The organism is Stenotrophomonas sp. Sm6012 (genome assembly GCF_030985895.1).
GTDB lineage: Bacteria > Pseudomonadota > Gammaproteobacteria > Xanthomonadales > Xanthomonadaceae > Stenotrophomonas > Stenotrophomonas forensis.
Window position 1 is genome coordinate 56,981 of record NZ_JAPTFX010000008.1, and the last position, 10,961, is coordinate 67,941.

Genomic DNA, 10,961 nt, shown 5'->3' on the forward strand with positions numbered 1-10,961 from the left:
AACTCTGAGAACGAGGTGGTCTGATCATGGAACCACGTGCCCATCATGTATTCATTGGTCTGTTCGTCGTGCTGCTCGGTGCGATTGGTATTGGCTTCGCGCTTTGGCTCAGCGACACACGTTCCGACCACGATTACCAGTATTACCGGATTATGTTCGATGAGCCAGTGACCGGGCTTACGCCCGGCAGCCAGGTTCAGTACAGCGGAATCACGATTGGCGAAGTCGTTGCACTTTCTCTTTCACCGCGAGACCCAAGGCGGGCGATAGCGCGCGTACGCATCAATGCCACCATCCCGGTCCGGCAGGATACCCGCGCTGAATTGGTCATCACGGGAATTACCGGCAACGCGGTGATCGAGTTGAGCGACGGTGGGCCAAACGTGCCATTGCTGGATCGGAGAGAGGACGAGGAACCGTTGATCCTCGCACCACGTTCGGCGATGGCATCCCTGGTCTCCGGTGAGGGGAACAGCATGACGACACTCAACGGCATCTTGCTGCGCACGCAGGAGTTACTGTCGAAGGAGAATTTGGCTCTTGTGCACCGCAGTCTGGTGAATCTTGAACAGACCACGGGCGCGGTCGCTGACCAGAGGGCCGAGATCGCGACGTTAATCAGCAATCTGACCGAAGCAAGCAGAGAATCGACAGCTGCCGTGCGCCAAGCAAATAGCACTCTTCGCGATGCCAACCTGCTACTAAATAACGATGGTAAGCAAATCATGGTGAACACGCGTGATGCAACGGCATCCCTCGAACGCGCCGCTTTCAGGGTTGAGACGCTACTGCAAAACAATCAGGAATCGCTGAACCAGGGCTTGGCCGCCACAGGTCCTGCCATGCACGAACTCCAGCAGGCGCTGGCCAATCTAAACACCGTGCTGCGCCGACTGGATCGCAATCCGGCGCAATACCTGCTCGGTGGAGAGAACATTGAGGAAACCAAGCCGTGAACACTTCCGCCAGGATGATTCCCGTCGCTGCCGTGACTATGACGCTAGTACTCGGCTTGTCCGCGTGCAGTGTGCTTCCCAAAGCAGCTCCAATGGTCACCTACAAATTGCCCGACTATCACATCGCCCAGGCGGAGAGTACGCCGCGCGCCGTTCCGGGACCCGGGGCGCTGCGCGTCTACGCCCCTGAGAGTAGTCGCGTCCTGGATTCGGAGCGGCTGTTCATTGCGCAGCCCGATGGTCGCTTGTCGGCTTGGCAAGGAGTGCGTTGGGCCGACCCCGCACCGGTGCTGCTGCGTGACCGAATCGTCGAAGCCTTCATGCGCGATGGGCGGTCGACTTCCGTGATTACCGATAGCACCCCAATGAGCGCCGATATGGAGTTGCGCAGTACGCTGCGGGCGTTCCAGCTCGAATACCGCGGCACTGAAGCGATCGCCGCGGTTCGGCTCGATGTGCAACTGGTCGATCCGGCCAAACGGACTGCTATTGCCAGTAGACGCTTCGAAGCAATCCAAGCCACAGGCAGCAAGCGAGAGGCCGATGTGGTGAGCGCGTTCGGTGTCGCCACGGATATATTGGCCGGGCAGATCGTTGAATGGGCAGTTCAGGTCGGGGCAGCGCGTTTGCGAGTTGCACCGGAATTGGCAAGCAACCATGCACCCACAGCGTCGTCGATAAGCACAGACTAGTCGTCTTAACGGAGCACAGAAGCTAGGGCCAAAACGCTGCTCGACACCTTAACTCGGTACGACAGCCTACGGCCCCGATCCAATCCCAGGACCTTTTTGCCGTCCAACCTCCCATGACACACCGCCGCCGCGTACAGTCGCGGCGATCTGCTGCCCCAGTCGTGGCTCGATTATCGGCCGCCAAGGCACCAGACTGAATCCCATGCCGTCATCGAGCAGCGCATAGCGACCGCTGGCGAGCATGACCGAGCGCCGGTAGATGCCGGCTACGCGCTGCCCGTCTGTGACGTGCCGATGCTCCAATCCGCTATCGGCGGCAATGTGCTGGGCGGCCTGCGCCAGCTCCCGATTGCGCAGCGTTTCCAGCAGATTCCGGGAGAGAATCAGCCGCTGCCCGCGCCGCTGGGCCAGCCCCTGTTCTTCGAGGAAGTCGGCGCGCTGCTGCAAGGCTTGCCTAGCATCGCCGCCAAAGCCCAGGTCGCCCAGTCCCTTGCCGCCGCCGATCAACTGCTGATCCAGCCAGGTCGCGCCGATGACGCGGGCCTGCCGTTCAATCGGCAGATGCGATTTCAGTTCGACCGCCACGCCGCCCAGCCGCTGCGCGTCGTACTGGCGGCCACGCTCGGCCAAGTCGTCCGGCACCTTCCATAACCCCTCGGCCACGCGCTCCACGATGCCGGCCCGCCGTAGGGCTTCCAGCCGGCGGATATGGGCCGCCACAGCCTCTTGCGGGTCGCGGCCGGGCTTGGCTCGGCCTTGCTCGATCGCCAGGTGGTGATCGGTGCGGTACAGGCCATTGCTCGCCAGCGTGGCGATGTTCTTGTCGGCCGCCCGCACCTCGGCGGAACCGCGTACCTCCACCACCGCGCCGATGGGATAGTTCGCCAGCTCGTCGCGGGCGTCCAACGCGACGTAGTGGGCTTTGCCGTCCAACCCGTCGATGACCAGATAGCCGCGGTCGTGCAGCTCGTCGGCCAGACCCTTAGTAGCCACGCGACCGACGATAGTGCGGCCGTCGTCGCCCGGCTCGAACACCGCCAGCTCGCGAGGCTTGCCGCTCATGGCCCGCTGCATCGTTCGGATGATGTCGCCACGCTCGCCCAGGGCACGCAAGGTCTTCTCCGCGTCCGCATGGACGGCCCAGGTGCCGGGCTGCACCTCGTCGGCCAGGCCCAGGCGCTGCAAGTGTTGCAGGCGGCCGATCAGCAGCAGGCGCTGGCGTTGCAGCCGGGGTTCGTTGAAGCGTTCGATCTGCACCCGGCCATCCTCGCCGGCCTCGCGCTGCAACGTGCGGTCGAGGCTCGTCCACCGCTCTTGCTCCACCTCGCGCTGCAAGGTCTGCTGGATCTCCAGTTCGGTGCGCGGCCCCAGCCATTCCGTCGCCAGCTCGGCGGCGCGATGGCGGAAGCCGTGGGCGATGTAGTCGCCCGCGATGATGAGGTCTTTGCCGGTATCGTCGCGTCCGCGCACGATCAGGTGCGTGTGCGGGTTGTCGGTGTTCCAGTGATCGACCGCCACCCAATCCAGCCGCGTCCCCAGGTCGGCCTCCATCCGGTTCATCAGGTGCCGGGTGTAGGTGCGCAGGTCGTCCAGCTCCGCACTGTCTTCAGGTGAGACGATGAAGCGGAAATGATGTCGGTCGTCCTGGCAGCGTTCCTTGAAGGCATCGAGGTCGGCTTCGTCGGTCTGCGGCCCGTAGGCACGGCCCGGCTCGCCGTTCCGGCCGGCACCGTCGCGCTCGATGTAGCGCAGGTGCTTGGCGAGCGACTGCGGACTGGCGTTGCGCTGGTTGACCAGCAGCGTCTTGATGGTCACGCGCCGTGACATAGGGGTCAGCTTTGCGCCTGCGAAGCGCGCCGCCGTATGGCCGCGTCCAAGCCGTGAGCCGGGCCGCTGGCCGGCGTGCTGGCCGCTCCCGCCAGCGGTAGGACGGCGCACCGCCGACTTGCCGCCGCTGGCCTTGCCAGCCTGCTTGAGCACCTTGGAAACGAAGCTCTGGCCCCGGTTCTTCGGTGCGCTGGGGCGGATGCGGAAATCATCGTCGCGGCGGTCGGTCATGGCTGCGCTCCCTGCAAGCTCTGGCGTGTCCGGTCGTGTGAAGCACGCGGACAGCCCTGCATCGGCGCGTGCCTCGCGCCCCAAGCGGCACGGCGGCGAAGCCGCGCCGTGCCGCGCCACCCCCACGTGCAGACTGGCTTTGCGGGCGGCAGAGTGCCGAACCCTTTTGTCTTGCCTTCCGCCTTTGCCCCTCGCTCCCGCTCCGGGCATCGGCGGCCCGGCGGCGCTGCTGCACGAGCAGCCAGCCCGCCGGCGAACACGCCAATGGCCGCAGGCCAGGCGCGTTCGAGGCAAGACGCCTGCACGTTGGGCGGCTGCGCCGAAGGCAGCGCGAAGTGCGGTGCGAATGCACCCGCACTGCACGCGCGACGACACGGCGACGAACAGTAGAACGACATGCCCGATGGCACGATGAGAGGCGCGGCAAAGTGCAGCGAATCGGCGGCCATCATGGACGTGTCTCCAGCCAGATCGGATGCGCAACGCCGATCACGGCGAACGCGCTGACCGGCCCGAAATAGCGGCTGTCGAACGACGCCGGGTTGGTCGCGCTCAACAGGAACAGTTCGCCCGGTTGGAGACGGCGGCAAAGCTGCAAGGATGGCAGCGGCCGGCCCAGCCGGTCGGCAGGCAGGGCGGCGGCCACCGGCACGCCGTCGATGCGAACCTGGCCGGCGACGATGCAAACGTGTTGTGGCGCGACTGCGCCCACACGTTTGAGCAGCGGAACGCGGGTCGGCAGGTAGCCGCGCTGCGCAGCCAGCATGGCGGCCCTGTCGGGCAGCGGCATCAGCACGATGCTGTCCACGGACAGCGGACGTGGCCGCGAGGCGGTGCGCGGGTCGAACGGTTCGATGCGATACCAACCGACCGCCACGCTGTCGGACGGGTTGTAGGCCATTCGCGGCAGGGGCTGCACGAACGCCGCCCAGGCCAGCGCAGCGAGGCCGACGGTGGCGAAGCCTGCCAGCACGAGGCGAGCGCGCAGGCGCGAGCGAGGATGCGGCACGGGGCCGGTCGTGGAAATCGTGGTCATGGCAATGCCCTCCCGGCCAGCCAGGCGGCGTGCCGTTCTGCGGTGTATGTGGGTAGCGCCGAGCGCGCTGCGAGCCGGTTCGCGAGCGTGCGCCAGTACGCGGGCGATGTGTCTGCGGCTGCGATGCCCAGCGCCTCGATGCCGTCGATGCGTTCCAGCACGGCGCGCACGTTGGCATCGCCTTCGGCGTGCAGCAGCAGACGCGCGCCCGGCTGCACGCCGGGGATGCGCTGCACGGCGTCCAGCGGCGTGGCGGTCTGCATCACCATGAGCTGCCAGCGGATCGTGCCGTAGTCGTTGGCCTGCCAACGGATGCGGCACAGAACCGCGTTCGGCAGGAACACGGCGCAGCGCCGCCAGCGGTCGAGCTGGAGCGTGCGCGCCGGTTCGCCGAAGCGCAGGTAGAGCTTGAAGCGCGGTTCGATGTAGGCCAGCGCCACGCGCGTCAGCGGCACGTTGCCGGCCTGGCCGGCGAGTGTCGAAGGCGCCGGCGGCGGCGCAGCCGTGGGCGCACTTGCTTTGGGGGTGTGGGCGGTCGAAGCGGATGCGTTCACGGCGTGCCCTCCGGGGGAAACTCCCGCTCCAGCAGGTCGCGCAGCAGTTCGGCTACGGTCACGCCTCGCGTGAAGGCCGACACCTTGATGCGCGCCCGCATGGCGGGCGTGATGTCGAGCGTCAGTCGAGCGGTGTAGAGGTCGCCTTTCTGCACGGCATCTGCGTCGCCCTGGCGAATCCACGCTTCGGCGTGCGGATTCGCTGGGGGACGCGCACCGATGCCGACGCGCTTGCTGCGTGGTGGTGGCTTCCCAGTCATGTCGGCCACCGCAGCAGTTCGTCGGTGAGCGCGGCGATCTCGCGGGCAGCGGCGCTGTCGGGCGCGGTTTCGCGGGCGAGCCGGCCAGCGGCTACGCTGTCGGCAAAGACGATGCGCTGGTGGATCTCCGAGCGCAGCGCGGGCAGCGGCTGTTCGGCCAGCGATTGCCGTGCCTCCCTGCCGATGATGGTGGTGCTGACGCGCCGGTTGATGACGAAGGCCGCGCGCAGCGCTGGCCGGAACACCTGTGCTTCGCGGATCAGTGCGACCATCTCGGCAGAAGCCCATACGTCGTAGGGGCTGGGCTGCACGGGGATCAGCACGCGCTCGGCCGCCAGCAGCGCGGAACGCGCGAGGGCGGCGATGCGCGGCGGGCCGTCGATGATGATGTGATCGGCCCGCCTGGCGAGTTCTGGCGCTTCCTGATGCAGCGTTTCGCGGGCAAGGCCCACGGCGCTGAACAGACGGGGCAGGCCCTGCTGGCTACGCCGCTGCGTCCAGTCGAGCGATGACCCCTGCGGGTCGGCATCCAGCAGGATGACATGCAGGCCGCGCATCGCCAGTTCGCCGGCGATGTGCGTGGCGAGCGTGGTCTTGCCGACGCCGCCTTTCTGGTTGAGAAACGCGAAGATCATGGCGCGGCCCTCCGAGCTGGAAAGCCGGCCTGGCCGTGCCGTTTCGTGGTTGTCCACCGAAACGGCGCGCTTCTACTAAAAGTTATGTATTTCTTGTTAGGTAAGTTAGAGGGAACGCAAACCCGCGCCGTTGTTGGCTTTCCGGCGTTTTCGTACTCCTGATAGCACGAGGGTCGTACTCCTGATAGCACGATACCCGGTACTCCTGATAGCACGAGGCCGTCCACAGGTTCTCCCGCAGTTATCCCCGTGCCGCGTGCGGCACGGGCCGGAAGGTCAGCAGCTCGGTGTTGTCGTCCGGCATCCGCTCGATGCCGAGGACGTAGCCGGGCAACGACTGCCGCGCCACCAGGGCGCGCACGTCGTAGGCGAAGTCCGAGAAGCGGGCCGCGCTGCCGGATTTGCGGTACAGGTGTCGGAAGTCGAATTGCCAGCCGTGCTCCTGCCGCCCGCCATGCTTGCGCACCAGGCGGTACAGCCAGCGTTCGATACCGCCCTTCAAGCGGAAATAGGCCGGGTCGATGGTCAGCACCAGGGCGGCGTCGAGCACGCCGGCATAGAACCAGTCCGGCAAGATCAGCTCGATGCCCAGCGGGGTGCCGCTGGCGTCGGCGAGTTCCTTCCACTCGTTGATCCACGAGAAGCGATGCAAGCGCCTTCCCGTGGTTTCGCGGATGGACGTGGCCACCGTGGTCGATTGCAGCCGGTCGAGGGCGGCCTTCAGGCGCTGGTAGTCGTTGAGGGACGTGCCGCGCCCGATGAAGCGCAAAATCTCGTAAGGCGTGGCGCGTATCCAGCGCGACGGGCGCAGGCCCGCGTCGCGCGCCTCCACGATCTGCGAGGCGGCCCATATCAGCACGTCGGCATCCCATATCGTTGCGATGCCGTGCTCCTGCGTGCCTTCCACGCGAATGGTGACGTTCCCGCTGCGGAAGTCGATCGGCGCCGTGCGCCGCGACTTGGCAAGCGAGAAGAACGGAAAGGCCATCAAGTCCTGGGAATCGCGTGGCGCCATGTCGCCCGGCAGCGCGCGGAACAGATCGAGCTGTTCGCGCTGCGGCAAGGCTTGCCCTGGCGGGCTGGACATGGCGAAGGCCACCCACGCGCCGACGATCAGCGGCCATCACGGTAGTCGCCCGCGTGGCGCTCGGCGTATTCGGGATCGGACGTGGCCTCGTAGCTGCGCTGGTCGGCCCAGGCATCGAGGTCGGACACCGCGTACATGACGCGGCGGCCGAACTTGCGGAACTTGGGGCCGCCGCCGATCACCCGCTGCTTCTCCAGCGTGCGCGGCGACAGCCGCAGGTAGTCGGCGGCTTCGTCGTTTGTCAGGTAGCGTTGAGGCTGCGAGGTCGCAGTGACGGCAGCGGCGGCAGGCCGCGAGGGAGCAGGTCGCATGGGATGTACCTCCATCAAGCCCGGCCACACCACGCGGCCGGATAGAGGCACTCTCAAGAAAGCAAGGCTTCTTGCTAAGGGACGATTCGCACGGGTCGAGAAACGTCCCCCCTAATGCGACGGGAACATTGGAAGCTGCGCTAGTCGGCGGTAGCCGCCGTGCATCAGCTCATCGCCGCGGCGTACCAGCCGCCGTACGCGGGCACGCAATGCACTGTCTTTGTGCCAGTCGGCCGCGACGGCATCCGCGCCGAACAGACCTTCGCCCACCTCGCGCAAGGAGGCTCCCGCGAGGGTCGCGTCGAGCGCTTGCAAGGTATGCAGTTCCAGCAGCGCGGCGGGCGTGGGGCGGGAGCGGGCTGTTGCCACAGGCGTGGCCACGGTTGCGGCAGATAGCGCATCCAGCTTCGCAGCGAGCGTGCGGTAGCGCGCACAGGGCGTGGCGCAGGCGCGTGTGGCGTAGAGATAGGCCGAACCATCTTCCAGGTCGGGTGCGAGTGCCAGCCGAACGCAGCAGCCTGGCCAATGCGATACGAGCACCAGGCGCTTGCCGTCGTGGGTCAGTTGCTTGCGCCCAGGAATGCGCCAGAACTCGAAGGTATGCGCATCGGGTGGTGGGTCGGCGTCGGGGTATAGCTGCACCACGGCATCGTGATCGGGGAACCAAGCAGGATGTGCGTCGCGCGCATCCAGGCCGGGATCTTCCAGCAGGCGCAGGCCCCAGGCCTGCGCCGCATCAGGCTTGCGACGCCGGCGTAGCCAGTCGCGCCGGTAGCTTGGATTCCTGCGCAAATACTCCCAAGCCAGCGCTGGGCCATCGAGGTGCAGCGTGTAGAGATACGCGGCCGTGGGATACCAGTGTTGGCTGCTGCGGTCAGTCATGGCGAAACCTCCCTGTTTCTGGGAACGTCGCCACAATTCCGCTGTGCGGGAGCTATCGAATCGCCATCAAGTGGTCATCAAACTCGGGTTACGCTTTAACTGCTGGTGTCAAGACAGATTCGCTCCAGTGCATTGCCGAAATCGTCTAAATGCGACGACTGCACCGCCCGGAAATGGGGTGCAGCATTGAACACCGTGCCGAATCTCGCGCCTGGCATCATGACTGTTTTGGTCAGGAGCGCACCACCCTGGTGCAAGCATGCGGATCAAGACTTGCCAGGTCTTGGCTAAGACCGAAATAGTCACAATGCGATACTTTTTGCCTGGTCGCGCTGGAATGCGTCAATCGGTGATCGAACCGTTTTCCTGAGCCAGTCGAACGTATTCCGACAGCGGCCGCGTCGGCTGGAAATACCGATCTCGTATCACGGGCTGCTTGAGCGGCCCGACGATGGACGCCAGATCGGACAGCTTCACCGTCGCCAGGGCAGGCATCCCGATCCCGAGGTCGATCAGGCCGTAGGCCGTATCGCCATCGGTCGGATCGAGCGCGGCCAATAGCCAGGTCGCATGTGCGTCCGGTGTGAACAGGCGCACCACGGGCAGCGGGTCACATTCCTGGCCTGCGGCGCGGGTGAGGCCGTGGGCCAGTAGGTGCACCCGGTCTTCCTCGGTGACAAGCGTGGTCAAGGCCGCGCCCCTTCCACGAACACACGCAATCGCCGAGGCGCATCTGTGCCTGCGGACGGATGCACGTATGCGCAAGCGCACGAAGCCGCAAAAGCGGAGAGGCACGAAGGCGTATTGGTGGAAGTCAGGAAAGACACGGATGCGGTTCCCTGGGTCTGAGGAAATCCGCAGATGCGGATCTCCGTAAAAGCACGGAAAAGGAAAACATCACCACCAAATGAACACTATAGATTGTAGTCCTATAGGGCGCAATGGGCTGTCATCTTGGTTTTTTGGGGAAACCATAGGTGGCAGCGAAGAACTCATTGGCAGCGGCGATTCGGACGGTAAGGAAGGCGCGTGGTTTGAGCCAGGAAGCGTTCTCCAACGTGTCCAGTCGCACCTACATGAGCACGCTGGAGCGCGACCTGAAAAGCCCAACCATCCAGAAGCTGGCCGATCTGTGCGAGGTCATGGAAGTGCATCCGCTCACGCTGCTCACATTGGCTTATGCCGGTGACAGCACCCGCGAAGCTGATGAATTGCTGGCACAGGTGCGCCAGGAACTCAGGGCGATATTGGAAGAGCCCGACACGCCTTAGCGCGTTGGCGTGTGGTACTGAATTGCAGCAAGCGGAGCGCGCAGCGCCGCAGGCGCGAAGGCGTGAGGGATTGAAGCCGGATGGCCGTGACGGCTTGCCGGCACGGGGCGAAGCCCGAAAGCCCGGCGGCGATAACCGGGCCCACACGCCACACACCGCTCGTTGACACGGATTGCGAGCCACAAGGCACGCATGCAGGCCCGCCGTGACGGGCGTATCCAGCACGCGGCAGCAGCAGAAATCCTGCGCGTGCGGTGCTGCGATCAGCAGCATCGCGCCCCGCCGCAGTGGGCGGGACGCGGTAAGCGGCTGTCAGGCCGCCTTCGGCTTGTTGCGCGACCAGATCAGGTCGTGCGTGCCGTCCTCGTTCTCGATCAGGCGGGCATAGACCGTCGCCGGGAACGAAGGGTCGTCGATGGATACGGACAGGTATTCCCGCCCGGCCTCGCTGGTCTTCTTCCACGCTGCGCCGACTTCGTGGCCAGCCGCTTGCAGGTGGAAGTCGGGGGCGTTCTCGGTGTCGCCCTTGTCGTTGGGAACCAGCTTGACCTTGACGTTGAGCGTCAGGGTGCGAAGCGTGCCGGTGAAGCCGTCTTTCTCTGCGGTGAAGGTGCCGATGTTAGCCATGATGTTTCTCCTTTCGGGTTGAACAAGGTCGCGCCAGTGCGTCCTTGTTGTGATCCGGCCGGCGGGGGATGGGCTGGTCGCACCGCACAGCGGTCGCAACAACGTGGAGAACCTGGAAGCGAAAAGAATTTGTCCCGCGAGGAATGCGCGCAGCGCAGGGGAAATTGTTTTCGCTGCAAGGTTGCGGCCATCAAGCACAAGGCGCAGCCGCGCCACCGCCAGGATTCACAACAAGACAAGGACGCACAGGCCGCCCGCTCCCGAATGGAGACGTGGCCAACTCGGCATCCCCGCGTGACGGCTGCACCGGCTTGCGCCCTGACGCGGGCCAGGTCAATGCCCCGACGACAAGGCCAGAGCGCCCCTGCCGCAGCTCACGGCCACATACTGAGGCGTGGTGTGGAAGCTCCATAGAAGCGAGGCTGGGCGGCGTGTCGGTGAACCGTCTTTCGTGACGTACAGACAACGAACCGCCAGCGTCGGGGACGGCACGCTTTCGTGCAACCTGCCGCAGCAAGCCGGGGCGTAGCCACACCAGCCCCGCCCATTGCGGCGGGGCTCGGTCGAATCGTTGGCGGCGCGATGCGCCGCC

The 10,961-nt window shown here is 65.5% G+C and carries 13 protein-coding genes; 3 read left to right on the plus strand and 10 right to left on the minus strand.

The features are described 5' to 3' along the window. The first annotated feature begins 26 nt into the window (after nt 1–26). Nucleotides 27–956, plus strand: a complete 930-nt coding sequence (locus tag O0J73_RS03070) for an MlaD family protein (RefSeq protein WP_000433686.1) — start codon at nt 27–29, stop codon at nt 954–956. 92 nt (nt 957–1,048) lie between these two features. Next, nucleotides 1,049–1,648, plus strand: a complete 600-nt coding sequence (locus tag O0J73_RS03075) for an ABC-type transport auxiliary lipoprotein family protein (protein ID WP_003124411.1) — start codon at nt 1,049–1,051, stop codon at nt 1,646–1,648. A 66-nt stretch (nt 1,649–1,714) separates the two neighbouring features. Here the strand turns inward: O0J73_RS03075 and O0J73_RS03080 are convergent, their stop codons facing one another. The 9 genes from O0J73_RS03080 to O0J73_RS03120 all read right to left on the minus strand — a co-directional run bounded on the left by O0J73_RS03080 (nt 1,715) and on the right by O0J73_RS03120 (nt 9,161). Further along, the gene (locus tag O0J73_RS03080) at nt 1,715–3,706 is read right to left on the minus strand and encodes a relaxase/mobilization nuclease and DUF3363 domain-containing protein (protein ID WP_308307966.1); all 1,992 of its coding nucleotides are present in this window, start codon (nt 3,704–3,706) and stop codon (nt 1,715–1,717) included. 448 nt (nt 3,707–4,154) lie between these two features. Continuing rightward, on the minus strand, nt 4,155–4,742 hold the full coding sequence (locus O0J73_RS03085) for a S26 family signal peptidase (RefSeq protein WP_003092304.1): 588 nt from the start codon (nt 4,740–4,742) through the stop codon (nt 4,155–4,157). Further along, complete coding sequence (locus O0J73_RS03090; RefSeq protein WP_023093372.1) at nt 4,739–5,296, minus strand: DUF2840 domain-containing protein; 558 nt, start codon at nt 5,294–5,296, stop codon at nt 4,739–4,741. The genes O0J73_RS03085 and O0J73_RS03090 overlap by 4 nt, the downstream gene beginning before the upstream one ends. After that, nucleotides 5,293–5,556, minus strand: coding sequence for a hypothetical protein (locus tag O0J73_RS03095; protein WP_000147048.1), 264 nt, complete (start codon nt 5,554–5,556; stop codon nt 5,293–5,295). The genes O0J73_RS03090 and O0J73_RS03095 overlap by 4 nt, the downstream gene beginning before the upstream one ends. Next, on the minus strand, nt 5,553–6,191 hold the full coding sequence (gene parA, locus O0J73_RS03100) for a ParA family partition ATPase (protein ID WP_003092312.1): 639 nt from the start codon (nt 6,189–6,191) through the stop codon (nt 5,553–5,555). Before parA ends, O0J73_RS03095 begins: the two co-directional genes overlap by 4 nt. 241 nt (nt 6,192–6,432) lie before the next feature. After that, nucleotides 6,433–7,278, minus strand: a complete 846-nt coding sequence (locus O0J73_RS03105; protein WP_022652188.1) for a replication initiator protein A — start codon at nt 7,276–7,278, stop codon at nt 6,433–6,435. A 26-nt stretch (nt 7,279–7,304) separates the two neighbouring features. Next, nucleotides 7,305–7,589: a helix-turn-helix domain-containing protein gene (locus O0J73_RS03110; protein ID WP_001247107.1), complete on the minus strand. Its 285-nt coding sequence runs from the start codon at nt 7,587–7,589 to the stop codon at nt 7,305–7,307. 111 nt (nt 7,590–7,700) lie between these two features. Continuing rightward, nucleotides 7,701–8,471: a DUF2285 domain-containing protein gene (locus O0J73_RS03115; protein ID WP_003092318.1), complete on the minus strand. Its 771-nt coding sequence runs from the start codon at nt 8,469–8,471 to the stop codon at nt 7,701–7,703. 342 nt (nt 8,472–8,813) lie between these two features. Further along, entirely contained in the window at nt 8,814–9,161 is a 348-nt protein-coding gene (locus O0J73_RS03120) for a DUF2958 domain-containing protein (protein ID WP_016487838.1), read from the minus strand. A 287-nt stretch (nt 9,162–9,448) separates the two neighbouring features. Here O0J73_RS03120 and O0J73_RS03125 point away from each other — a divergent pair, with 287 nt between their 5' ends. Continuing rightward, nucleotides 9,449–9,742 (plus strand): helix-turn-helix transcriptional regulator, encoded by a 294-nt coding sequence (locus O0J73_RS03125; RefSeq protein ID WP_006379425.1) that lies wholly within the window; start codon nt 9,449–9,451, stop codon nt 9,740–9,742. 312 nt (nt 9,743–10,054) lie between these two features. Here the strand turns inward: O0J73_RS03125 and O0J73_RS03130 are convergent, their stop codons facing one another. Further along, nucleotides 10,055–10,369, minus strand: coding sequence for a DUF736 domain-containing protein (locus O0J73_RS03130; RefSeq protein ID WP_001273857.1), 315 nt, complete (start codon nt 10,367–10,369; stop codon nt 10,055–10,057). Nucleotides 10,370–10,961 lie beyond the last annotated feature (592 nt).

Coding starts and splice junctions, on each gene's coding strand:
- O0J73_RS03070 (WP_000433686.1), top strand. CDS start 27: ATGGAACCACGTGCCCATCATGTATTCATTGGTCTGTTCGTCGTGCTG.
- O0J73_RS03075 (WP_003124411.1), top strand. CDS start 1,049: ATGGTCACCTACAAATTGCCCGACTATCACATCGCCCAGGCGGAGAGT.
- O0J73_RS03080 (WP_308307966.1), bottom strand. CDS start 3,706: ATGACCGACCGCCGCGACGATGATTTCCGCATCCGCCCCAGCGCACCG.
- O0J73_RS03085 (WP_003092304.1), bottom strand. CDS start 4,742: ATGACCACGATTTCCACGACCGGCCCCGTGCCGCATCCTCGCTCGCGC.
- O0J73_RS03095 (WP_000147048.1), bottom strand. CDS start 5,556: ATGACTGGGAAGCCACCACCACGCAGCAAGCGCGTCGGCATCGGTGCG.
- parA (WP_003092312.1), bottom strand. CDS start 6,191: ATGATCTTCGCGTTTCTCAACCAGAAAGGCGGCGTCGGCAAGACCACG.
- O0J73_RS03105 (WP_022652188.1), bottom strand. CDS start 7,278: ATGTCCAGCCCGCCAGGGCAAGCCTTGCCGCAGCGCGAACAGCTCGAT.
- O0J73_RS03110 (WP_001247107.1), bottom strand. CDS start 7,589: ATGCGACCTGCTCCCTCGCGGCCTGCCGCCGCTGCCGTCACTGCGACC.
- O0J73_RS03115 (WP_003092318.1), bottom strand. CDS start 8,471: ATGACTGACCGCAGCAGCCAACACTGGTATCCCACGGCCGCGTATCTC.
- O0J73_RS03130 (WP_001273857.1), bottom strand. CDS start 10,369: ATGGCTAACATCGGCACCTTCACCGCAGAGAAAGACGGCTTCACCGGC.